The sequence below is a fragment of the Pseudomonas sp. GW821-FHT09E04 genome (genome assembly GCF_059416185.1).
In genome coordinates, this window is record NZ_JBWKOR010000001.1 from 55855 (window position 1) to 78929 (window position 23075).

Genomic DNA, 23075 nt, shown 5'->3' on the forward strand with positions numbered 1-23075 from the left:
GCAATTTACGTGGGTGCTTGCAAAAAAAACGTCAAAGCACGGTGAGGATTTAGTCCGCGTCGCGGACAGAACGCGCGCCCGGCGGACAGATCGCGCCGCCATTTACGCTTTTCGAAGTTTTGCCATATTCAGTCACATTGCGTTGTAGATAGTGGGCAGCCCAACCGGTTTCCAATGAGGCTGCATCGTGTTTCCACGTCTTTTGTGTTCGCTGTCCGTGTTGAGTCTGTCCATCGCTGCCGCCCATGCGGCCGACCTTGATACCCCACGCCTGAAGGGCATCGACAACTTCCGCGATATCGCCGGTATCACCACGGCCTACTCAACGACCCACGACGGCACGATGCGCGCCGGTGTGTTCTACCGCTCCAACGCGCTGACGCCGACGGCGTCGGACCTGGCGACCCTCAACGGTCTGGGCATCAAGGCCGTTTACGACTTGCGCACCCCCAGCGAAATCGCCGGCACGCCGGACACGATGATCAGCGGCGCGACCTACCAGAACATCGACATCATCGGCGCCACCACCTCGGGTGCGAACATCACCACCGTCTCGTTCAAAAGCGCGGCCGATGCGGTTGCGATGATGCAGGAGACCAACCGTGCGTTTGTCAGCGACGCCGGCATGCGCGGTCAGCTCAATGTGCTGTTCAACGAACTGGCCGGCGTCGACGGTGCCGCGCTGTTCCATTGCACCGCCGGCAAGGACCGCACCGGCTGGACGGCCGCTGTGCTGCAAAGCATCGCCGGGGTCGACAACGCCACGATCATGAGCAACTACCTGGCGACCAACGATTACACCGCCACCCGTGTGGCCAAGACCCTGGCGATGATGCCACCGAGCATGGCCGCGATCTACGCGCCGCTGCTGGGCGTGGAGGCCAGTTACCTGCAAGCCGGCCTGGATCAGGTGACCGCGCAATACGGCAGCATGGACAACTACCTCAAACAGGGGTTGGGTCTGTCTCAGGAAACCATTTACGTGCTGCGCGGCAAAATGGTCGAGTACAACAGTCTGCCCGGTCAGGCAGGGCTGATCGGCAACGCCGCGGCTGGCGCGCAACTGTTGCAGGAGTTGCAGAACAGCAAACTGTCGGGCACCTACAGCGCCTACAACTACTACCTGCAATCGGCCATCGACGCCGGCACCCTCGGCGGCGTCGAATCCACCGTGGGCGGTCAAGTACACGCCGATGCGGCGAGTTATCTGCTGCGTCAGAACGCAATGATCGAGCAGGCCGCTGCGCCGTTTGCCAGTGGTACCGACCTGAAAGTCGGCCAGTACCGGTTGTGGAGTACCGCGCTCGCCGGCTACCTGGGCACCGACGGTTCGGCCCATGCGCAAAGCAGCAATGAACACAGTCAGGGCTTGATGGTCGGTATCACCCAACGCTTCTCCGAGCAACTCAGCGCGCGCGGCGGCATCGGTTACAGCAAAGGCACTGTCGGCGGGGCGGGTGGCGAGGCCGATACCGATTTCACCTTCTTCGACCTTGGCGCGCGTTATGGCTTCGCCAGCCTTGAACGTGGCCTGTTTGTCGATGCCAACATCAGCGCCGGTTACGTCGACTACGACAGCAAGCGCGACCTCGGCGGTGGCCTCGGTTCGGCGAAGGGCGACACCCATGGCAATCTCAGTGGCGCCACGCTGGCGCTGGGTTATCGGATGCCGATGAACAGCGTGATTCTGGAGCCAAGCCTTGGCGTGCGCGTCAGCCGTCTGGACCTGTCGGGCTTCCAGGAGAAGGGCAGCGAACTGGCCCTCGACGTCGACGACATCCAGCAAACCCGGCGCAGCGCCGTGGCCAATCTCGACGTCTCGTTTGCCCCGATGCCCATGGGCGCGTGGCAACTGGTGCCGGGCGTGCGGGTCGGTTACGAGCGTGTGCTCGGCGATCATCAAATCGACAGCGAAGGGCACCTGCTGGGGCTGGATATCGAACAACGCGCGGCGTTCGACAACCGCGATCAGTTCAGCGGCGGCGTCAACCTGATGGCCAACCTCGGCGCCCTGAGCCTGGGCGCCGAAGTCGGTGCCAGCGGTGGCGGCGACAGCCACGGTTTCAGCGGTGGGCTCAAGGCCAGTTATCAGTTCTGATCAACTGAAAGTGAAGAAAAAGGACTGCCTCAGCGCAGTCCTTTTCGCATTTCTGCGGGGCTCACGCCGTAGGCATCCTGAAAATACTGGCAGAACCGACCGACGTTGCTGAATCCGTATTGCAGGGCCACATCGGTCACCGAAGACGATTGGCCGTGCTTCAGCGCTTCACAGGCCCGCTCCAGCCTGACCTGGCGCTGATACGCGACAATCGACGTCCCGACAAACCGCCGGAAGCCTTCCTGCAAGGCCCGCAGGCTGACGTTCACCAGTCCTGCCAGATCCGTCCCGCTGACCAATTGCTCGGGATGCGCCTGAATGTATTCGATGGCCTGCTTCACATGTCGAGGTGCAATCGATGCCTCGGGGCGGCGCAAGGCTTCGCTGAAGTTGTGCGGCCAGGCTTCCAGCACCGCGTCTACCAGCATTTCCCGCAGGCGCGACGGCATCAAGGAACCGGCGTTCAACAACAGATCGAACTCGGTGCCGGTGGCCAGATCGATCAGCGCGCGAATGCCCTGAAACGCCGGGCTGTTCAGATCCACCCTCGGCTCGAAATGCAGCTTGTGCACGATCGGTCGTCCCAGCAGCGACGACAGCCGTTCGGTGAGCGCTGCGCGGCTGATCGACATGCCGTGCTGGGCGTGATTGTCGACGAAACGCATCGAGCGCAGGTCCGCCTTGTCGATCGCCAGCCCGATATGGGGCAAACCCAGGGATTCGGCGGAGTCGTTGAAGATGATCCTGCCAGCGGTGGGAATCACAAAGGTGATTTCATCGTAGGGCTCGGGGAACGCTACGGTGAAATCACCCCGATAATGCATGCGCCGGAAACTGACCCCGTCGTGCCGGCCGTACACGCCGCCGATGATGATGTCCTTGGGCGGTGGCGGTGTGTCGCCATAACGATTGCCGAACATGCGGGAAAACAACGCGCCGAAGTCGTCGCAGGACATATCGGCGGATCTGAGGATGATGGTCTGGCGCGTCGGGCTTGAGTACACCGGGAGGGTCACCTTGGCAGTCGGGGCAAAGAGGCGCGAGGACGTTAGCAACCGAGAGTGACAGCGACATGACACAAACGGATTACGGCGTTTGCCAGTGCGCCTTCAGGAAGTCGATAAACACCTTCACCTTGCGCGTATTGCGCCGATGGGCCTGATACAGCACGTAGATCCACGGTCCGAAAGCGCTGGGCTCACGCCAGTATTCGGGCATCAATTCCACCAGTTCGCCCCGGGCGAGATATGGCGCGGCGCTCCACTGCGGGAGAAATTGCAGGCCCTGGCCGTCGAGCAGGCAGGCCAGCAGGAAATCGTAATTGTCGCTGGCGATGCGCGGCGTCGGCTGGGTCATGCGCAGGCGTCGCTCGCCCTGTTTGACCCACCAGAAATGCCGGTTGAGCAACGGATGACGGAAGATCAGCCAGTCGTGCTGGTGATAGTTGTCCAGTGACACATCGCTGCCCTTGCGCGCCAGATAGGCCGGGCTGGCGCAGAGCTGTACGCGGTTTTCCACCAGCGGTTGAGCGATCACCCCCGGCAGGTCGATCGGCCCGTCACGCAGCGCCAGGTCGTAGCTGCCATCGACCGGGTCGTCGTAGTTGTCGCTCAGATCCACTTCGAGATTCACCTGCGGGTGCTCGTTCAGGAAGCGGCAGCACACCTGATTGAGAAAGGCCGGTGCGAAGGAGGGCGGGGCGATGATGCGCAACTCCCCGCGCAATTCGTGCTTGAGCTGTTCGACGCCTTCGCTCGCCAGTTGCAGTTGCAACAGCGCCTGACGCGCGCCTTCCAGATAGATCCGCCCGGCCTCGGTCAGCGCCATGCGTCGTGTCGTGCGGTCGAACAAGCGGCTGCCGAGTTCCTCTTCCAGTTGCGCCACGGCCTTGGTCAGGGCCGACGGCGTGTTGCCGAGCACCTCGGCGGCACGGCTGAAATTACCGTGTTCGGCGGTGGCGACGAACATGGTCAGGGCGCTCATTTTGTCCATTGATCTATTCCTGGCGGGCACAGAAGTTGTGCGTGAGACGGCATTCAGTTATCCGGCGGGCTTGGCTAATCTGGCCTCAGCCTAACAAAAATAACGAGAACGCTCATGAAGCAGCTTCTGACCCTGATGGTGTCGTCCGCACTGGCTTGTGCCTCGCTGGAAAGTCTGGCGGCCACCGACCTGATCCTGCACAACGCGAAGATCTACACCGCCGAACCCGGCCAGCCGTTGCAGCAGGCTGTAGCCATCGAGGGCGACAAGGTGGTGGCGGTCGGTTCGGATGCGCAGGTGCTGCGCCTCAAGACCGCCGACACCCGGCTGATCGATCTGGGTGGCAAAGTGGTGATGCCCGGTTTCATCGACTCCCATTCCCACACGATCAAGGGCGGTTTGCAGCTGCTTCAGGCCAATCTCGATGGGCAGATGCTGCCGCTCGATGAACTGGAATCGCGGTTGCGCCAATGGCGCGAAGACGGCAAGGCCCGGCGCGGCGAGTTCCTCAGCGTCGGCGGATTGCCCTCGACCTACTGGAATCAAACAGACGCGCTGGAACAGCGTTTCAATCAGGGCGAGTGGGCTGATCAGCCGCTGTTGCTGCTGGGCTGGGACCTGCACACCGGTTGGGCGAATCGGGCGATGCTCAAACGTGCCGGCATCGATGCGGCGCGCATTCAGGCGCTCAAACCTGAAGAGAAAGACACCCTCGGTCATCACCCAAACGGACAGCCGAACGGTTTTATGGTGGATGCCGGGCTCTATCCGGTGCAGGCCCTGTTGCCGCCGCCGACCGATGAGGCGCTGCTGGCGGGTGGTCGTGCGGCGCTGGATTACTACAAGAGTCTGGGCATCACCGGGTGGATGGACCCGCTGGCCAACGAACTGCCCGGCGCCGACGTGAAAAACGACTCGCTGGGCGTGCTGCCGACATACAAGAAGCTTTCGGAACACGGCGAACTCACCGCCCACGTTGCCGCGTTGCTGATGGCCGATTCGAAAGCCACACCCGCCGACCTCGATGAGCTGGACAAGGTCCGCCAGCAGTTCCTCGGCGTGCACAACCTGACGCTGCCGGGCATCAAGGTGTTCGCCGACGGCGTGGCCGAATCGCCCGCGCAAAGCGCAGCCATGCTGGAGCCTTACAAGAACTCGAAAAAGTCCGGCGAGTTGCTGATCGACCCGGCGCACTTTGGCGAGCTGGTCAGCGCCGCCGACGCCCGTGGCTGGCTGGTGCACATCCACGCCATCGGCGACCGTGCGGTGCGCGAATCACTCAATGGCATCGAGCAGGCGCGCAAGGATCGCCAGAGCGGCATCGCCCATTCGATCACTCACCTGCAAATGGTCAACCCAAAAGAGTTCACCCGGTTCAAGGCGCTGAACGTCATCGCCTCGATGCAGATGTACTGGGCCAGCGCCGATGAATCGAGCATGGATCTGGTCAAGCCATACGTCAGCGCCATGGCCTTCATGTACACCTATCCGGCGCGCTCGCTGCTCAAGCAGGGCGCCACCATTGCCGGTGCCAGCGACTGGCCGATCACCACGCCCGAACCTTGGAAAGCCATTTACCAGGCCGTCAGCCGCAAGGGCCCGAAAGGCGTGCTCAACGCCGCCGAAGACATCGACCGCCAGACCATGTTCCAGGCCTACACCCTGAATGCGGCCAAGGTTCTGCGCCTTGAAGACAGCATCGGCTCGCTCAAGCCCGGCAAGCAGGCCGACCTGATCGTGCTCGACCGCGATGTGTTCACGGTCGCCCCCGAAGCCCTGCGCGACACCCAGGTGCTCAACACTTTCTTCGCCGGCCGCGAAATCTATCGCCGCCAGCCGTAAGCCGCACTCCGATTACAACGCTAAAAAAGGAAACCCTTTCGTGAACCTTCATTGCTTCGTCACAGACACCCATAACCCGCAAACCCGTGGGCACCAGATCGGTGACGCCTTCAGCGCGCAGATTCGCCAGACCGTTGCGCTGTATCTCGACTTTTTCGATCAACTCGATATTCCGTCGCAGCAAGTACGCGACATCGGCGACGCCAGCCTGAAAGCCCTGGAAGACTGGAGCCCGGTACTGGCCGAGGAAATCGTCGCCATGGCCGAAGGCGCGGATCTGCCGCTGTGGCAGCTTGCGGCCCTCAATGCTCGCACCGAAATCCTCGCGGTGATGCCGTCCACCGAAGGCGAATGCTCGACGGCGGTCTTCGCCCCCCAGGGCTCGGCGGCACCAAAAACGATTCAGACCTGGGACTGGCACGACACGCTGGTGCCCAACGGTTTGATCCTGCAACTCACCACCGACGCCGGGATGACCGTCAAGCTATTCACCGAATTCGGCATGCTCGGCAAGATCGGCGTGAACAGTGCCGGGCTCGGGCTGCACTTCAACATTCTTCACCATGCCAGCGACAACGGCGCCGCCGGTGTACCGGTGCATGCGATTGCGCGACGGATTCTGGAACAGGCGCGCAGCGTCGATGAGGCCATCGAACTGGCACGTTCGGCGCGGGTCAGCGCGTCCACGGTGTTGACGGTGTTCTCCCGCGCCGACTCGACCCTTCGTGCCGCCAGCATCGAGCTGTCGCCAGCCGCCACAGCCGTGGTGTTGCCGAACGCCGAAGGCTGGATCACCCACACCAACCATTTCCTCGATCCGAGCCTGAGCGCTGGCGAACGCACGCCGGACGCCTCGACCACCTACGCCCGCATCGACCATGTGAACGCCTTGCTGAGCGGCATGACCGAGGGCGACCTGATACTTCGGGCCGATGCCATGTGCGGCGCGGCCGGCGAGGAAGCACCGATCTGCTTCCGCCCCGATCTGAGCATGCCGGCCACCGAGCGTTGGGAAACCTTGCTGACCATTGGCATCGACACCGAACTGGGCGTCCTCGAATACGCCGCCGGCAACCCGAAACAGTTGGCCAGAAACGGTTACCAGCGTTTCTGAAACCCTGAAGCAACGCCCCGAAAAACAACAACAAGAGGAGCACCCCACATGGCCAGTCACCCTGAACGCACGGCGGGTTCACCGTCGGCGCTGAGAACCTTCTTCGTCTCCGGCATGGGCACCGCCCTGGAGTTCTATGACTTCGTGATCTACGGAACCGCCGCCGCGCTGGTGTTTCCGAAGGTGTTTTTCCCGCAGATGGATCCGCTCACGGCGACGCTCGTTGCCTTTGGCGCGTTCGGCGCGGGGTTCTTCGCCCGGCCGTTGGGCGGCATGGTGTTCGGGCATTACGGCGACAAGCTCGGCCGCCAGAAAATGCTGGTCATCACCTTGTTGTTGATGGGGCTCAGTACGTTTCTGATCGGGTGCCTGCCGGGCTACGCGTCGATCGGTTTGGGCGCGCCGGCGTTGCTGGTGCTGCTGCGACTGGTGCAGGGCTTTGCGGCGGGAGGCGAGTGGGGCGGGGCGGCGCTGTTCGGCATCGAGTCGGCACCCGTGGGGCGTCGAGGGTTGTGGGGCAGCTTCACCAGCATGGGCATCGGCATCGGTGGGATTCTCGGCTCGGCGGTGTTCGCTGTGGTCAGCGTGGCGGCCAACGATGACCTCGCCGGTTTTGCCTGGCGCATTCCGTTCTGGCTGGGCGGTGTGCTGGTGCTGGTCGGGCTGTATGCGCGGTTACAGAAACCGGCGCAGTCACTCAACGAACCGAACGTCCACGGGCGCATGCCGTTGATTGAAGCGTTGCGTGCGCGACCTCGGGCCATGTTGCTGTGCACTGGCATCGCGTTTGGCTACGTGACCATCGCGTATATCGGCAGCACGTTCTTCCTGTCCTACGCCACGCAGTTGGGCTATGGCAGCACCGATGCGCTGATTTTCGACATCGCGCTGTCGGTCGCCATTGTCATCACCGCGCCGCTGTTTGCCTTGCTTTCCGACCGCATCGGCCGGCGCAAGGTGATGATCCTGGGGGCATTCATCATGGCGGCCGGGTTCTTCATGTTCTTCCCGTTGGTGGGCCTGAAAAGTCTGTTGATCTCCACGCTCGCCTACATCGTGATCGGTGCGTTCATGGGCGCAACGCAAGGGCCGATCCCGGCGTTCCTGGCCGAGCAATTTCCACGGGACATGCGTTATTCAGGGATGTCGGCGGCGTACCAGATCGGTGCCGCGCTGGGAGGCGGGACGGCATCGAGTGTGGCCACGGCCATTCTGATCGCCAACAACCACGACGCGTTTGGCGTAGCAGTTTACGGCGCGGTGGCGTTGGGGATCGTGGCGGTCTGCTCGTTCTTCCTCAAGGAGACCGCGCACTTGAGTCTGGAAGAAATCGATGCGTCAGTGACGGCTGCTTCGACAATCCCGCCTGCCGTGCAACGCTGGGAAACACGGTGAGGCTGGCGCCGCCCCTTCTTTGCAGAAGCGGGCGGCGCTCTATCCTCAGGTGTGATGGATGTCCCGATCCTTGGTTTCCGGCATGAAGAAAATGCCGAGAGTCGCCGTCATCACTGCGATGACAATCGGGTACCACAGGCCGTAATAGATATCCCCGGTGGCCGCGACCATGGCGAACGCCACGGTCGGCAGGAACCCGCCGAACCAGCCGTTGCCGATGTGATAGGGCAGCGACATCGAGGTGTAGCGGATGCGCGCCGGGAACAGCTCAACCAGCCATGCCGCAATCGGGCCGTAAACCATGGTCACGTAGATCACCAGCACGGTCAGCAGGAGCAGCACTATCGGGTAATTGGTCTTGGCCGGGTCGGCTTTTTCCGGGTAACCGGCTTCTTTCAACGCGGTACCGAGGCTGGCGGTGAAGGCGTCGTTGCGGGTCTTGAAGTCGGCGGCTGGCATGGCGGTGCCTTCGAAACTTTCGATGACCTTGTCGCCGATGCGCACCTGGGCCACGGTGCCCGGTTCCGCCACCACGTTTTCGTAGGGGATCGCCCGTTTGGCCAGAATGGTTTTCGCCAGGTCGCAGGAACTGGTGAATTTGGCCTTGCCCACCGGATCGAACTGGAACGAGCACTGGTCAGGGTTGGCGACCACTTTGACCGGGTTCTTCTCTTGGGCGATGAACACGTCGGGGTTACCGTACTGGGTCAGCGCGTGGAAGATCGGGAAGTAGGTCACCGCCGCCAGAATGCACCCGGCCATGATGATGCCCTTGCGCCCGATGCGATCGGACAGGCTGCCGAAAATCACGAAAAACGGCGTGCCGATCAGCAGCGAACCGGCGATCAGCAGGTTGGCGGTTTGCGGGTCGATCTTCAGTGTTTGCAGCAGGAAAAACAGCGCGTAGAACTGCCCGGTGTACCAGACCACCGCTTGCCCTGCGGTGCCGCCAAGCAGGGCCATGATCACGATTTTCAGGTTGTCCCAACGGGCGAAGGATTCGGTCAGCGGCGCTTTCGAGGATTTGCCTTCGGCCTTCATCTTCATGAACACCGGTGACTCGTTCAGTTGCAGACGGATGTACACCGACACGGCCAGCAAGAAGATCGACAGCAGGAACGGAATCCGCCAGCCCCAGGCCTCGAACGCCTCGGTGCCCAGCGCGGTGCGGCAGGCCAGAATCACCAGCAGCGACAGAAACAGCCCCAGCGTCGCCGTCGTCTGAATCCAAGACGTGAAATACCCGCGCTTGCCCTTCGGCGCATGCTCTGCGACATAGGTCGCCGCGCCACCGTATTCACCGCCCAGCGCCAGACCTTGCAACAATCGCAGGGTGATCAGAATGATCGGCGCCGCGACCCCGATGGTCGCGTAACCCGGCAGGAACCCCACAATCGCCGTCGACACCCCCATGATCACTATCGTGATCAGAAACGTGTGCTTGCGCCCGATCATGTCACCCAACCGCCCGAACACCACCGCCCCAAACGGCCGCACCGCAAAACCGGCGGCGAAGGCGAGCAGGGCGAAAATGAAGGCCGTGGTCTCGTTGACCCCGGCGAAGAAGTGCTTGGCGATGATCGCGGCGAGCGAGCCGTAGAGGTAGAAGTCGTACCACTCGAACACCGTGCCGAGGGAGGAGGCGAAGATGACCTTGCGCTCCTCTCGGCTGACGCTGTGGTGCGGGGCACTGCCGGTGGACATGCTGTCGAGTACTGCCATGGGTGTTCTCCGTCGTGCTTGTTGTTGTAGGCCGGAGCACTTCATCAACATCGCGTACCCGAGGCCTTTGGTTGGTGCTGGAGCTGGTGTTTCTTGGAGCGTGCACAGACTCTCGACCTCGCGGGAGGGCGGGGTTTCTTTGAGCATAATTGGGATTGGGGGGATATCCAGTGGGGGCGGTGGGTGTGGGGCGAAATGGAGATGGATTGGTTGGTTCGGAGAGGGGGTGAGTTAAATGAGTTTGCGTCCGTGGCTTTTATAGTTATTCAGAATTTTGGTTGTTCTGAATATGTATTAAAAACTGTAATTTCTGTCAGGTGTGGTTGCGGTTATTTGTGTTGATACTTTGCTTGTGGGTGTGCAGGAAATAAATCTGTCCCCTTTGTTTTTATAGTTTTTCAGAATTTTGGTAGTTCTGAATAAGTATTAAAAACTGTCATTTCTGTCAGGTGCGGCTGCGGATGTTTGTGTTGATACTTTTGGTAGGTGGGTTTGGAAAATAAATCTGTCCCCTTTGCTGAAGGCTCGCGGTCTGTGGGACTCGGTCATGATCAACGACCTGAAGTACTACGACGGTTCGGTTCAGCAGATCGAGCGCATCCCGCAAGAACTCAAAGAGCTCTACGCGACCGCGTTCGAAGTGGACACCAAGTGGATCGTTTACGCCGCCAGCCGTCGTCAGAAGTGGATCGACCAGGCCCAGTCGCTGAACCTGTACATCGCCGGCGCATCGGGCAAGAAGCTGGACGTGACCTACCGCATGGCCTGGTACCGTGGCCTGAAAACCACCTACTACCTCCGTGCCCTGGCCGCGACCAGCACCGAGAAGTCGACCATCAACACCGGCAAGCTGAACGCTGTTTCCAGCGGCGGCAACCACGGCGACGACTCGGTCCTGGCAGCCCCTGCCGGCCCGGCTCCAGAGAAAAATGGGGACAGATTTACTTAATCGTCCCCTTTTATGTTTTGTGTTAGCGAAGACAAGCTTCGCCGATGCGGATTATTCCGTCGGCACAACGTTATCCAGCACCTGATTCACCGCCAGTTCCGCCAGCATCACGATCTGCGCGATACCTTGCGCGGTTTTGCGGTGGGGGCCTTCGAGAAGGTCGACGAAGTTGTTGAGCATGACGTTGGCCGAGCCCAGGGTTTCGACGGCGTCGGCGAGCAGGGATTCGTTGTTGCTGGCCGGGTTGGCCTGGTAGAGGCGGTTGGGGGAGTAGGGCGCGGCCATCATGTGGGCTGAGATCGGGCCGAGGTGGTAGTCGAGGGCGCGGTTGGCGGCTTCGTTGAATTTCTTCGAGTCAGGGCATTCGTAGGGGGAAGTTGGGTCGGTGATGCTGGCCGGTTCGGTGACCGGGGGATTTGGAGTTGCTTTGAACATGCGATCTTCCTTTTACAGTAGAGCCGCAACCTGTTCGCTGCTAAACGAAGGGGGTGGCAGCTGTGCGCAAGTTAGCAGACCGGAAGGAAGACCAAACCCGGCGCACCCGAAGATGCCATGCACACAGCTACCATCAAGCGCAGGTGAGTACCTGACTGATGATGCCAATGCAACCGTAAGTCCATCCTGTCCGGGCTGCTAAACCCGATCACTGCGAATCAGTGACCCGATCCAAGTTACCGGCCGACCCCAAGGCGCACAAGCCGGCGGATTCTGGCGTAGCCGTAGGCTCTGGCGCAAGGATTTGTGGGCAATTGCGCGTAACTCCAGGTGTCTTTAAACACACGCATCGAAACCTGTTTATCAGCCAACAAAACACGCTGAAACATCCGTCAGAAATCACCCCAAAAACCGCCATGACTTCAAACCCGTCGCCGTGTCTGTAAACTGGCCGCCCGAAACGGCGCGCGATGGCGCCGTCCTCACTGCCAGCGAAGGACTTTCCCATGGCCAACCAAGACATCACCTACACCCCGGATCCGGATGCAGACTCGATCTCTTCGGACGTGACCGAATTCAACGGCATCCTGATGTCGACCCAGATTCCGACCCGTGCCGACGGCAGCCTGGAACTGGGCGACGTCACTGCGCAAAGCGAATGCACGCTGCAGGCGCTGAAAGTCGCACTGGAAAAGGCCGGCAGTTCGATGGACCGCGTGCTGCACCTGACCATTTATCTGACCGACATGGCTGATCGCGCCGCGTTCAACGAGGTGTACAAGCGCTTCTTCGCCAAGCCTTGGCCGGTGCGCGCCGCGGTTGGCGTGGCGGCGCTGGCGGTTGAGGGGATGAAGGTGGAAGTCACCGCAATGGCCGCCAAGGCCTGATTCCTACCGCAAAAAAAGAAGCGCACGCCGGACAGGGATATTCAGGTTCGGCTGCGCTTCAATATTTCTCGAATACAACCTGATTAGCCTTCCACACAAAGCGGGCCTGTGGCGTTCAGAAAGATTCTCCCTTCGGCGTGATATTCCTCTGTTTCCTCCTCCTCGTGTTTGTGGGGGATGTACACACTAAAAGATGCATCAATAGTGTTTCGCACCTTGTCTCTGCTGAATTTGATTGTGCCTTTTACTAAGCGAATTATTCCTACGTAGCCAGTAATGAATGCTGCCGAAATCCCCGTGTCCGCTTCAGTGATTTGGTACGTTCCATCCTCTGTTGAACAAGGTATTACGAACGAAAATTGTTGAAATGCTTCGGGGTATGGAATGCGCCCGATGACGCTGACAGTGCCTTCCACCAAAGACTCATAGAAAAAAACAGTGGCTATAAACCTCTCCTCTATATTCGGGAATGGCGGGCGAAAAACAGCTTCGAAAAGATTGTTATCTCCTGTGGGGACGTTGTCGTCTTTCAGTGTTTTCGGGTTGCAGTCGTGTGCCCGATAAAATTCGTTGTCCATTATCAAGTTCCTCTTTATGTAAAAGTTGACAAGGCGAAAAGATACTTCAATGCTCGGAAGTATCTGACAGGAAGTGTGTTCTATATGGCGCAGCTCAACCACTGACAGAACTTACAGTTATGCGATCCTCGAAACTGTGCTAGCGACTTCCTGCATCACATCGCCCCATGGGTGCCGGTCAGGCCTTTCGCAGGTACAATGCGCGCCTCGACCGTGACAGCCTGACTAAAAAAACATATGTCCTTGCCCAAACATCACCTGGAACTGCTCAGCCCCGCCCGTGACGTGGCCATCGCCCGCGAGGCCATCCTGCATGGCGCCGACGCGGTGTACATCGGCGGCCCGAGCTTCGGTGCGCGCCACAACGCGTGCAACGAGGTGAGCGAAATCGCCGAACTGGTGGAATTTGCCCGTCGCTATCACGCGCGCATCTTCACCACCATCAACACCATCCTGCACGACAACGAACTGGAGCCGGCGCGCAAGCTCATCCATCAGTTGTACGACGCCGGCGTCGATGCGCTGATCGTCCAGGATCTGGGCGTGATGGAGCTGGACATTCCACCCATCGAGCTGCACGCCAGCACCCAGACCGACATCCGCACCCTTGAGCGGGCGAAGTTCCTCGATCAGGCCGGTTTCTCGCAACTGGTTCTGGCCCGTGAACTGAACCTCAAGGAAATCCGCGCGATCGCCGATGAAACCGATGCCGCCATCGAGTTCTTCATTCACGGCGCGTTGTGCGTGGCGTTTTCCGGCCAGTGCAACATTTCCCACGCGCAGACCGGGCGCAGTGCCAACCGTGGCGACTGCTCCCAGGCCTGCCGTCTGCCGTACACCCTGAAAGACGAAAAGGGTGGCGTGATCGCCTACGAAAAACACCTGCTGTCGATGAAGGACAACAACCAGAGCGCCAACATCCGCGCACTGGTCGAGGCCGGTGTGCGCTCGTTCAAGATCGAAGGTCGCTACAAGGACATGGGCTATGTGAAGAACATCACCGCCTATTACCGTCAGCGCCTCGACGACGTGCTCAACGACCGTCCGGATCTGGCCCGCGCCTCTAGCGGCCGTACCGCGCATTTCTTCATGCCGGATCCGGAAAAGACCTTCCACCGTGGCAGCACCGATTACTTCGTCAGCGAGCGCAAGATCGACATCGGCGCGTTCGATTCGCCGACCTTCACCGGTCTGGCAGTGGGCGTGGTCGAGAAAGTCGGCAAGCGTGACATGCAAGTGATCACCCACGAGCCGCTGTCGAACGGCGACGGCCTCAACGTGCTGGTCAAGCGCGAAGTGGTGGGTTTCCGCGCCAACATCGCCGAAGCCAAGGGCGAGTTCGAGGAAGAAGGCGAGAAGCGCTACCGCTACCGCGTCGAGCCGAATGAAATGCCGGAAGGCCTGTACAAGCTGCGCCCGAACCATCCGCTGAACCGCAACCTCGACCACAACTGGCAGCAGGCCTTGCTCAAGACTTCTGCCGAGCGTCGTATCGGCGTGAGCTGGCTGGCGAAGCTGCGTGAAGAGCGTCTGGAACTGACCGTGACCAGCGAAGAGGGCATCAGCGCCAGCGTTGCGCTGGAAGGCCCGTTCGGCGTCGCCAACAAACCGGAACAGGCGCTGGACACCTTGCACGATCTGCTCGGCCAGCTCGGCACCACCGAGTACCACGCGACCTCGATTAAACTCGATGCGCCGCAAGCGTTCTTCATCCCGAACTCGCAGCTCAAGTCGTTGCGCCGTGAAGTGATCGAAGCGCTGACGGCCGCCCGCGTTGCCGCCCACCCGCGTGGCGGGCGCAAGGCCGAGACCACGCCACCGCCAGTGTACCCGGAAGCGCACCTGTCGTTCCTGGCCAACGTCTACAACCAGAAGGCCCGTGATTTCTATCACCGCCACGGCGTGAAGCTGATCGACGCCGCGTACGAGGCCCACGAAGAAGCGGGCGAAGTGCCGGTGATGATCACCAAGCACTGCCTGCGGTTCTCCTTCAACCTGTGCCCGAAACAGGCCAAAGGCGTGACCGGCGTGAAGACCAAAGTCGCGCCGATGCAGCTGATTCACGGCGACGAAGTGCTGACCCTGAAGTTCGACTGCAAACCGTGCGAAATGCACGTGATCGGCAAGATGAAGGGCCACATCCTGAATCTGCCGCAGCCGGGCAGCGTGGTGGGGCATATCAGCCCTGAAGACCTGATGAAGACCATTCCTCGGGCGCCGCACTGATTCAGAGGCAATAAAAAACCGGTGACGAAAGTCACCGGTTTTTTATGCCTGCCAGAAACTCAACTGGCTTCGTAACGCGATCCCGTTGTCGGCGCCGCTTCGCCACTCAACGCATCGACCATCGGCGGATGCTCCTGCGCGGCCTGACGCAGATCCTCGGTCACCCGCAGCTCTGCGCCAGTTGGCGAGAAGGTTGCCGCTGCTGCAAACGGAGCAGGATTGGCCGGCACCGGACGCTTGCCACGGCGCCAGAAGAAGAACGTCACCATGCTCAGGTTGACCAGCGCGAAGGCCCAGAACAGGCCGCTTCCGCCATGGGCGTTCATCGCCGGCGAAATCAGCAGCGGGCTCATCGCCGAGCCCAACGAGTTGATCAACAACATGCCTTGAATCATCGGTACCAACGTTTCGACCGGTGCACGGTCGGCAGCGTGGCTGACGGCGACCGGGTACAGCGCGAATACACCGCCGCCCAACAGGAACAGAGCCGCCGCGAGCATGGCCGAGGACAGCGGTACCAGCACGATCACCAGCGACAGCACGGTGCACGCGGCGCACAGCACGGTCAGCACTTGCAGGCGATCCTTGCGGTCGGACCAGCGCCCGACCGGGTATTGCAACAGCATCGCGCCGAGGATCGTCCAGGCCATCATGCTGCCGACTTCGCCGACGTTCAGGCCGATGCGTTGCAGGTACAGCGGCAGCAGGGTGTAGATCGCCGCTATGGTCACGCCGGAGCCGAAGCAGCCGACCAGCCCGGTCGGTGATACGCCGAGCAAGGCCCGTGGCTTGAGCGGTTCGACCTGTTCCAGTAATGGCGACACTCGCGGCAGGATCACAATCGGCAACACCGACAACGTCGCCAGCATGCCGGCGACCATGAACGGTGCGGTATCGCCCAGGCCGGTGATTTTCCCCAGCGTGGCCTGGCCGAGCACCCCGGCGCCGTAGAGGACGATCATGTACAGCGCCAGCAGACGCCCGCGAATCTTCGCGTCGCCGGCCAGCAGCAGCCAGCTCTCGATCACCAGAAACACGCCGACCGTGGCCCAGCCGTTGATCAGGCGCAGGACGACCCAGCCCCAGGTGTCATAAAACAGCCCTTGCAGCAGGATGGTCGCGGCGATCAGCGAGGCGAAGCTGCTGTAGGCGCGGATGTGGCCGATGCGCAGGATCAGCCGGTCGTTGAAGATCGCCCCCAACGTCAGACCGATGAAATAGGCCGAGGACACGATGCCGATCATCGTCGCCGATTCGCCGGCAGCGCCCAGGCGCAAGGTGGTCAAAGAAGACAGAAAGCCGTTGCCCAGCGCAACAATGAATAGCCCGAGCAGGGGCGCCAGCGCCATGGCCAGCAAACGCGGTGTCATAAAAACCTCAAGTGATCGAACAGCGGAACGTGCGCCTCTGCGCATGCGAGTGCCAAGCCGAAGTGTGTTGAAGACAAGCGACCGCCGAACGGGCAGGACGATTGAGCCTGGCGCACTGTGTGAAAGTGGCCGGCTGTTCAAACCTGAGGGTTGTCATGGCTGCGGGCAGGCGCCGGTCGGGCGACTGCAAGAGGAGGCGCGATTTTAAGCCTTGTGTGGCGTTTGCCAAGGTACCGGGCCTGCGACGCTGGGACGCAGGCCGGCCGATGTTGCCCCGAATGCCCGTCAGCCCACGGACTTCAACGGAATCGGCCCCTTGAGCCGGTCCGTCATCGTGGCGCAGTACCAGTCATCGAACTGGCAGACGCCGGTCTCCGCTGTTTCCGAGTACGGCCCCGGTTCATAGGACGGAGAGGTCACGCCACGCTGGGTACCTTCGACCAGCGTGCGGTCCTGATCGTTGGTGGCGACCCAGACTCGGGTCAGGCGTTCGAGGTCGTAATCCACACCTTCCACCGCCGTGTCCGGCACCAGCCATTTGGTGGTGACCATGGTTTGCGTGGCGCTGATCGGGAGCACCCGGAAGCTCAGGGCGTGGTCGCCGAGGAAGTGGTTCCAGGTGGACGGGTAGTGGAAGTACAGCAGCGCACCGATGTCCGGTTCGGCGGTCTTGTCCAGACGCCCTGCGACTGCAGGCTTGCCGTCCATGGTGTAGCTGACGGCTCCGGAGGACAGCGGGATGCGGGTCATGCGGTACTGGCCGTTGATGTCCATCACCAGTCGGCTCGGCAGCCCGGCTTTCTCGCAGGTGTTCCAGTAGGCCGTCAGGTGCGGATCATCTTCGCCGCCGGCGCCACCCACGGACGGGTTGTCGACGTAGGATTTCAGCAGTTCGGGGTGGGAGCCGTCGCAGTGGTAGCACTCGCGGTTGTTCTCGAACACCAGTTTCCAGTTGCCGTTCTCGATGATGGTCGACTCGAAAGCCACTTTGCAGTTGTCCAGATAATGCGGGGCAATGAACGGGCTGACGGCCTTGCGAAAGCCTTCGAAGTCCGGCGCCCTGGTGGCGACGCAGACATAGATGTAGCTGTGCACGATTTCGCAGTGCACGGATTTGAGGTTGTACTGCGCCTTGTCGAAATCCGGGCCCATGTTGCCGGCGTACAGCAGGTTGCCGTCCAGCTCGTAAGTCCACTTGTGGTAGGGACAGACCATCTTCGCGACTTTGCCGTGCTCGTGTTCGCAGATCTTGGCGCCGCGATGGCGGCAGGCGTTGTGAAACGCGCGGACTGCGCCGTCCTTGCCGCGCACCACGGCGACCGGGTAATCGCCGATCTGCAGGGTGAAGTACTGGCCGGGCTTGGAAATTTCGAAGGTGTGCCCGGCGAAAATCCAGTCTTTGTGCCAGATCTGTTCGAGGTCCTGGCGGTAGACGTTTTCATCCTTGTAGAGGGCGCCCGGCAGCGAGTGCCAGGGTTTGCGCTGGGCGATCAGGTCAACCACGGTGTCGTTGTTATTCATTGTTATCCTCGTCATGCGCGTAGGGCCGGAACGGGTTCCAGCCTATCTGTGCCAGGAAAGCCGTCACAAACGACATTTCCGGTGGGCAATCGATGCGTTGAGGTTATGGGTGAGGGCGCGCGAAAACCGGCTCGAGCGTGGCGATGGCCGACGCAGACTGATCCAGATTGCGAATGGCCTGTTTCACCGCGAGGCTGCGTTCGCGGCCGAGGCTTGAGGCGAACAGGTCGAACTTCTGCTCCAGTTCTTCGCGGCTCAGGGCCGTTTCGGGATCGCCGCGTGCGGCGGTGATCGGGCTGACGAGCACGTTGCCGTTTTTCAGGGTAACGGTGACGCGCGAGAGGATTTCAGTGGGGAACCGCGCGGAAATATCGGCGGCTTCGACAATCTCGATGCGCGCGCTCAAGGCGCGAATGTCGGCGGCGTGAATGGATTCTCCGGTGACTTCGTCCGGCCCGAGTTTGCCCCTGACGATCAGCGCTGCCAGCGGAAAGGCCAGGGCGTATTGCGCCTGATCGGCATCCGCCGGGGCATGACCTTGCAGGCACATCGACTCGTAGAAGGTCTCGACGCGGATCGTTTCGATCACCTCGGCATTGAGCGCTGGATTCTCCTTTCGCAGTTGCAGCATCGCGGTCAGCGCCGGTTGCGCCCAGCGGCACACCGGCCAGGGTTTGAAATACTGGCTGTCGATTTCCCAGCGCTGGCCGAGGTCGAGCCAATGCTCGGCCACCGAAGCGTCCTCGACGGTTTCCGCCGGCGCACCGGTTACGCCTTCCATGGCCATCAGCAGGGCATTCAATCCGACAAAGGCGCCACTGCCATGGGCGTCGCGCAACATGGTCGGAAACGCGATCAGGCGCATCATCGGGCAACGGGCGCTGAAGTACTCGGCGATGCCGAGTGCATGGCGGAATGTCGTCTCGTCAAAACCCAGCAGCCGGGCGCCGGCGCAGACCACGCCAATCGCCGAAAAACCGCCGGACGCGTGATAAGTCGGGGAGGTTGCCATCAGCGCTGTTCCTGCGCGCAATCCGGTTTCATAACCGAGGCACAACGCGCTCAACAGCTCATGCCCGCTGACGTCTTTGCCTTGGTGATGCAGGGCATCGGTGAGGGCGAGGAGGGCCGGCACCACGGTCGCGCCGGCGTGCCCCTTGGATCGGAAGTGGCCTTCGTGGGCATCGAGGCTGTCGGCGGAAAAGCCACCGGCCCAACCCGCGCCCAGCAGGCTCACACGCTGACCGTCGAACAGCAGGCGGCTGCCGTACTCGCCGGTGGGGTAGTGTGAAACGGCAAAACGGCGCAGCGCCACACTGGTGTCGTTGGACGCGGCACCGGCCATGACACCGATGATATCCAGCAAGCTGTTCTGCAGGATCTCCCGGGTCTTGGCCGGCGCCTGGAGGAAATCAAAGTCGCGGCAGAATTCGTAGAGTGACATTCAACAGTTCCTTCCTGTGAGGGGAACCGGCCAGATCCCGGCCGGCGCCGCTCCACAATGAGTCAGGAAGGTGATGCCGCTCCAACGACATTTTCGTCGGGCAATTGATAACCAAACCGATGGCTAGCGGCGCGGAAACTTCGACAGGATCCAGTCGCGAAACCGGCGCAGGGCGTCTTCGTTGTCCGCCGTCTCTCGGCAGCTCAGGTAGTGCCAGCTGTTGCGCAACTGCACTTCCTGTTCAATCGGGCGCACCAGCAAGCCGCGCTGCAACAGCGGCGCAACCAGGTGATTCCAGCCCAGTGCGATGCCCTGATGGGTCAGCACCATGCTGATCAGCAGGTTGTAGTCGTTGGCATTGAAAATCTGCGGGCTGGTCGCCGGGCGGTCGTCGATGTCGATGGACTGAAACGCCAGCCACACGCCCCAATCGACATGCTCGGCGACTTGCGAGCGACCATAAGGGCTCAGGTTCAGCAGGGCCGAATCGCGCACGCCTTCGATGGTCGAGATTTCCGGGTGCTGCTCCAGGTACTGCGGCGTGCACACCGGGTAGATCAGGTCGTGGCACAGCGGGTAGCTGCGATAGCCTTCGCGGATGCGCGAAATCTTGGTGATGAACACGTCGGGTTGCACGCCCGGTTCCATGGTCAGGAAATTCTGGGTGGTGATCAGGTTCAGTTCGATGCCTTCGCTCTGGGCGAAGAATTCCGGCAGGTGATTCGACAGCCACAGCGCAGAGAACGCCGGGGAACAGCAGATGGTCAGCACTTTCTTGCCGGACTGGCTGCTGCGGATGCGCTCGGCGGCCTGGGCGATGTTCACGAATGACAGCTGCGCGGCGTCGAAAAACAGCGCACCCGCCGAAGTGAGCTCGACGGCCCGCCCGACACGGGTGAACAACTGCGCCCCCAGGTAGCTTTCCAGTTCGCGGATCTGCCGGCTGATGGCGGCTTGCGAAACGCACAATGCTTCGGCGGCACGGGTGAAACTCTGATACTTGGCGGCAGCGACAAATGCCTTTACGGCCCTCAAGGACGGCATCTTCAGCAAGATGGTGTCAGGGTCGACATGCTTGGTCATTCGTACGGCCTCCTCACGATACGGCTCCCCGGCGAAGCGCGACGAGGGTAGCCCAAGCCTGCGCGCAGGGATATGCCGGCGTCGCAGCAAGGATAGTCGCAGTCGCTGGTGGGCGATGCCTGCTGCAAGGGGCGGATGCCGGCGTGATCGATAACCCGACGTTATCAACTTGCCCCTGTAAATGTCGTTGGATTAAGCGCGGGGATGCTAATAAATTTGAAACGTCCCTCGTTCCTGGGGGCCCAAAAATAATAAAAGGAAACCCGTCGTGACGACATATGACTATTACCGCTGCCGCTTAAAACCAGTTTCGCTCGATTGCATGTTGCTTGAACCCGAATATGCACAACGCGATGGAGGCAAGGTATGACTCGCTCCGACGAAATAATCTGCGTCAAGAATGTATATAAAGTCTTCGGCTCACAGCCAGCACTGGCCATGAAGTTGATAAAAGAAGGTGCATCGAAAGCCGAAGTATTCAAAAAGACCGGGCAGGCCATTGGTGTGTTCGATGCCAACTTCTCGGTCAAGCGAGGCGAGATCTTTGTCATCATGGGTTTGTCCGGTTCCGGCAAATCGACCATGGTCCGACTGTTCAATCGCCTGATTGAACCCACCGCCGGCAGCATCTTTCTGAATGGTCGGGAAATCACCGGTCTGGGCGACAAGGACCTGTTGCAGGTGCGCCGCAAAGACATGGGCATGGTCTTCCAGTCGTTTGCCCTGATGCCGCACATGAGCGTCATCGACAACGTCAGCTTCGGCCTGGAAATCAGCGGAGTCGGCGAAAAGGAACGTTACTGCCGGGCCATGGGCGCCCTTGAACAGGTCGGGCTTTCCGGGCAGGAAATGTGCTTCCCCCATCAGCTCTCCGGCGGCATGCAACAGCGGGTCGGCCTGGCCCGGGCGCTGGCTAACGATCCGGCCATCCTGCTGATGGACGAAGCGTTCTCCGCGCTCGATCCGATGATCCGCAGCGAGATGCAGGGCGAGCTGATCAAGCTTCAGGCTGAGCAGGATCGCACCATCATTTTCATTTCCCACGACATTGAAGAAGCCGTGCGCATCGGCCATCGCATCGCGATCATGGAGGGCGGGCGCGTGGTGCAGATCGGCACGCCCCGTGAATTGCTGTGCAACCCGGTGAACCAGTATGTCCGGGATTTCTTCAACGGTTTCGACACCAGCCGGATATTGCGGGCAGGCGATATCGCGCAAACCGATTCGGGCATTACGTATGACCCGGCCCGTCAAACCCCGATCAAGGCCGACGCTTCCTTGCGCGAGATCTTTCATATAGTCGCCGCTTCTTCAACACCGATGCCGGTGGTCGATGAAGTTGGACTTTATAAAGGGTCGATCTCGCAGGGGCATCTTTTAAGTTGTCTCGGTAATAACTGAACGCTTGTTTAACAGCGCTTCTGTTTAAAAAGAATGATCACGCAGTACGCAAGTGCGAGGTAGCGTCATGTCCGACTTTAACTTTCTGGATCCCTTCCAGAGTTTGAATATTCCTCTGGGGTCGTGGGTTGAAACCGCCCTTAAATATCTGGTGCATAACTTCCGGGATGTCTTTCGATCGATTCGCTGGCCGGTCGATCAGGTGCTCGATGGCGTCCAGTGGGGACTGCTTTCGTTGCCGCCGACGGTCTTCATCATCATCGCCGGGCTTATCAGCTGGCAGATCGGCGGCAAACGCATCGCGATCTTCAGTGTGGCGACGTTGACCGGGCTCGGACTGATCGGCGTGTGGAGCGACGCGATGGTCACCCTGGCGCTGGTGCTGACCTCGCTGTTGTTCTGCGCGGTGATCGGGATTCCGCTGGGCATCCTCTGTGCCCGCAGCGACCGCACGGAAATGATCATCCGCCCGGTGCTCGACGCCATGCAGACCCTGCCGGCGTTCGTGTACCTGGTGCCGGTGGTGATGCTGTTCGGCATCGGCAACGTGCCCGGTGTGATTGTCACGATCATCTTCTCTGTCGCGCCGCTGGTACGGCTGACCAATCTCGGCATCCGTCAGGTGCCGGCGGACAAGGTCGAGGCGGCGCGGGCCTTTGGCTGCACACCTATGCAGATGCTGATGAAGGTTCAACTGCCGCTGGCCGCGCCGACCATGATGGCCGGGTTGAACCAGACCTTGATGCTGTCGCTGTCGATGGTGGTGGTCGCCTCGATGATTTCGGTCGGCGGGCTGGGGCTGATGGTGCTCAGCGGCATCGGTCGCCTCGACATGGGCCTGGCCAGTGTCGGCGGGGCAGGGCTGGTGTTGCTTGCGGTGTTCCTCGATCGCCTGACCCAGGCCATGGGTGAACGCAGCAGCGATCTGGCCACCGGGCAGCGCTGGTATGAGAGCGGGCCGGTCGGCCTGGTCATGAAGTTGAAGAAAAAGAAGAACGTTGCTCGTGCGGTCATTAACTGAACCTTT

General features: G+C 60.9%; 17 protein-coding genes and 1 pseudogene. 9 read left to right on the forward strand and 9 right to left on the reverse strand.

Annotated elements, in window-relative coordinates; genetic code table 11:
* Window positions 1–187: 187 nt before the first annotated feature.
* Complete coding sequence (locus tag AC07N4_RS00310) at window positions 188–2098, forward strand: tyrosine-protein phosphatase (RefSeq protein ID WP_493064653.1); 1911 nt, start codon at window positions 188–190, stop codon at window positions 2096–2098.
* 29 nt (window positions 2099–2127) lie between these two features.
* Here the strand turns inward: AC07N4_RS00310 and AC07N4_RS00315 are convergent, their stop codons facing one another.
* Window positions 2128–3102, reverse strand: a complete 975-nt coding sequence (locus AC07N4_RS00315; RefSeq protein ID WP_102621655.1) for a helix-turn-helix transcriptional regulator — start codon at window positions 3100–3102, stop codon at window positions 2128–2130.
* Window positions 3103–3184: 82 nt separating this feature from the next.
* The gene (locus tag AC07N4_RS00320; protein ID WP_102621654.1) at window positions 3185–4090 is read right to left on the reverse strand and encodes a LysR family transcriptional regulator; all 906 of its coding nucleotides are present in this window, start codon (window positions 4088–4090) and stop codon (window positions 3185–3187) included.
* A 105-nt stretch (window positions 4091–4195) separates the two neighbouring features.
* Here AC07N4_RS00320 and AC07N4_RS00325 point away from each other — a divergent pair, with 105 nt between their 5' ends.
* From AC07N4_RS00325 to AC07N4_RS00335, 3 genes are read left to right on the forward strand one after another with little or no spacing between them, the layout of a single operon-like run.
* Window positions 4196–5923 carry an amidohydrolase gene (locus AC07N4_RS00325; protein ID WP_493064654.1) on the forward strand — a complete coding sequence of 576 codons (1728 nt, stop codon included), beginning with the start codon at window positions 4196–4198 and terminating at the stop codon, window positions 5921–5923.
* Between the two features lie 40 nt (window positions 5924–5963).
* Entirely contained in the window at window positions 5964–7037 is a 1074-nt protein-coding gene (locus AC07N4_RS00330) for a C45 family autoproteolytic acyltransferase/hydrolase (protein WP_493064655.1), read from the forward strand.
* Between the two features lie 48 nt (window positions 7038–7085).
* Window positions 7086–8432: an MFS transporter gene (locus AC07N4_RS00335; protein ID WP_493064656.1), complete on the forward strand. Its 1347-nt coding sequence runs from the start codon at window positions 7086–7088 to the stop codon at window positions 8430–8432.
* A 45-nt stretch (window positions 8433–8477) separates the two neighbouring features.
* On the opposite strand, the gene AC07N4_RS00340 is transcribed toward AC07N4_RS00335, so the two are convergent.
* Entirely contained in the window at window positions 8478–10154 is a 1677-nt protein-coding gene (locus tag AC07N4_RS00340) for an MFS transporter (protein WP_493064657.1), read from the reverse strand.
* 517 nt (window positions 10155–10671) lie between these two features.
* On the opposite strand from AC07N4_RS00340, the pseudogene AC07N4_RS00345 reads away from it, so the two are divergent.
* Window positions 10672–11103: pseudogene (locus AC07N4_RS00345) on the forward strand (ribonucleotide reductase barrel domain-containing protein); the annotation flags it as partial.
* Between the two features lie 51 nt (window positions 11104–11154).
* On the opposite strand, the gene AC07N4_RS00350 reads toward AC07N4_RS00345, so the two are convergent.
* Window positions 11155–11538 carry a DUF6124 family protein gene (locus AC07N4_RS00350; RefSeq protein ID WP_493064658.1) on the reverse strand — a complete coding sequence of 128 codons (384 nt, stop codon included), beginning with the start codon at window positions 11536–11538 and terminating at the stop codon, window positions 11155–11157.
* Between the two features lie 506 nt (window positions 11539–12044).
* On the opposite strand from AC07N4_RS00350, the gene AC07N4_RS00355 reads away from it, so the two are divergent.
* Window positions 12045–12425, forward strand: a complete 381-nt coding sequence (locus AC07N4_RS00355) for a RidA family protein (RefSeq protein WP_065261325.1) — start codon at window positions 12045–12047, stop codon at window positions 12423–12425.
* A gap of 83 nt (window positions 12426–12508) precedes the next feature.
* On the opposite strand, the gene AC07N4_RS00360 is transcribed toward AC07N4_RS00355, so the two are convergent.
* Window positions 12509–13003, reverse strand: a complete 495-nt coding sequence (locus AC07N4_RS00360; protein WP_493064659.1) for a hypothetical protein — start codon at window positions 13001–13003, stop codon at window positions 12509–12511.
* Between the two features lie 237 nt (window positions 13004–13240).
* Between AC07N4_RS00360 and AC07N4_RS00365 the strand changes: the two genes are divergently transcribed.
* Entirely contained in the window at window positions 13241–15229 is a 1989-nt protein-coding gene (locus AC07N4_RS00365) for a peptidase U32 family protein (RefSeq protein ID WP_493064660.1), read from the forward strand.
* Window positions 15230–15288: 59 nt separating this feature from the next.
* Here AC07N4_RS00365 and AC07N4_RS00370 read toward each other — a convergent pair whose 3' ends face one another.
* From AC07N4_RS00370 to AC07N4_RS00385, 4 genes are all read right to left on the reverse strand, one after another.
* Window positions 15289–16599 carry an MFS transporter gene (locus AC07N4_RS00370; RefSeq protein WP_102621647.1) on the reverse strand — a complete coding sequence of 437 codons (1311 nt, stop codon included), beginning with the start codon at window positions 16597–16599 and terminating at the stop codon, window positions 15289–15291.
* A 285-nt stretch (window positions 16600–16884) separates the two neighbouring features.
* Window positions 16885–18120 (reverse strand): aromatic ring-hydroxylating oxygenase subunit alpha, encoded by a 1236-nt coding sequence (locus tag AC07N4_RS00375; RefSeq protein WP_493064661.1) that lies wholly within the window; start codon window positions 18118–18120, stop codon window positions 16885–16887.
* Window positions 18121–18223: 103 nt separating this feature from the next.
* Window positions 18224–19564, reverse strand: a complete 1341-nt coding sequence (locus AC07N4_RS00380) for an MmgE/PrpD family protein (protein WP_493064662.1) — start codon at window positions 19562–19564, stop codon at window positions 18224–18226.
* Window positions 19565–19687: 123 nt separating this feature from the next.
* Window positions 19688–20647 carry a LysR family transcriptional regulator gene (locus AC07N4_RS00385; RefSeq protein ID WP_096821679.1) on the reverse strand — a complete coding sequence of 320 codons (960 nt, stop codon included), beginning with the start codon at window positions 20645–20647 and terminating at the stop codon, window positions 19688–19690.
* Window positions 20648–21013: 366 nt separating this feature from the next.
* Here AC07N4_RS00385 and AC07N4_RS00390 point away from each other — a divergent pair, with 366 nt between their 5' ends.
* Both AC07N4_RS00390 and proW read left to right on the forward strand, forming a co-directional pair.
* Window positions 21014–22048 (forward strand): quaternary amine ABC transporter ATP-binding protein, encoded by a 1035-nt coding sequence (locus AC07N4_RS00390; RefSeq protein WP_096821680.1) that lies wholly within the window; start codon window positions 21014–21016, stop codon window positions 22046–22048.
* A 67-nt stretch (window positions 22049–22115) separates the two neighbouring features.
* The gene (proW, locus tag AC07N4_RS00395; protein WP_102621643.1) at window positions 22116–23069 is read left to right on the forward strand and encodes a glycine betaine/L-proline ABC transporter permease ProW; all 954 of its coding nucleotides are present in this window, start codon (window positions 22116–22118) and stop codon (window positions 23067–23069) included.
* The last annotated feature ends 6 nt before the right edge of the window (window positions 23070–23075 follow it).

Bases quoted from the DNA above. Each gene is read 5' to 3' on its own strand.
- AC07N4_RS00365 (WP_493064660.1), top strand. From the start codon at position 13,241: ATGTCCTTGCCCAAACATCACCTGGAACTGCTCAGCCCCGCCCGTGAC.
- AC07N4_RS00380 (WP_493064662.1), bottom strand. From the start codon at position 19,564: ATGTCACTCTACGAATTCTGCCGCGACTTTGATTTCCTCCAGGCGCCG.
- AC07N4_RS00360 (WP_493064659.1), bottom strand. From the start codon at position 13,003: ATGGACAACGAATTTTATCGGGCACACGACTGCAACCCGAAAACACTG.
- AC07N4_RS00325 (WP_493064654.1), top strand. From the start codon at position 4,196: ATGAAGCAGCTTCTGACCCTGATGGTGTCGTCCGCACTGGCTTGTGCC.
- AC07N4_RS00375 (WP_493064661.1), bottom strand. From the start codon at position 18,120: ATGAATAACAACGACACCGTGGTTGACCTGATCGCCCAGCGCAAACCC.
- AC07N4_RS00385 (WP_096821679.1), bottom strand. From the start codon at position 20,647: ATGACCAAGCATGTCGACCCTGACACCATCTTGCTGAAGATGCCGTCC.
- AC07N4_RS00335 (WP_493064656.1), top strand. From the start codon at position 7,086: ATGGCCAGTCACCCTGAACGCACGGCGGGTTCACCGTCGGCGCTGAGA.
- AC07N4_RS00340 (WP_493064657.1), bottom strand. From the start codon at position 10,154: ATGGCAGTACTCGACAGCATGTCCACCGGCAGTGCCCCGCACCACAGC.
- AC07N4_RS00370 (WP_102621647.1), bottom strand. From the start codon at position 16,599: ATGACACCGCGTTTGCTGGCCATGGCGCTGGCGCCCCTGCTCGGGCTA.
- AC07N4_RS00355 (WP_065261325.1), top strand. From the start codon at position 12,045: ATGGCCAACCAAGACATCACCTACACCCCGGATCCGGATGCAGACTCG.
- proW (WP_102621643.1), top strand. From the start codon at position 22,116: ATGTCCGACTTTAACTTTCTGGATCCCTTCCAGAGTTTGAATATTCCT.
- AC07N4_RS00350 (WP_493064658.1), bottom strand. From the start codon at position 11,538: ATGTTCAAAGCAACTCCAAATCCCCCGGTCACCGAACCGGCCAGCATC.
- AC07N4_RS00390 (WP_096821680.1), top strand. From the start codon at position 21,014: ATGACTCGCTCCGACGAAATAATCTGCGTCAAGAATGTATATAAAGTC.
- AC07N4_RS00320 (WP_102621654.1), bottom strand. From the start codon at position 4,090: ATGGACAAAATGAGCGCCCTGACCATGTTCGTCGCCACCGCCGAACAC.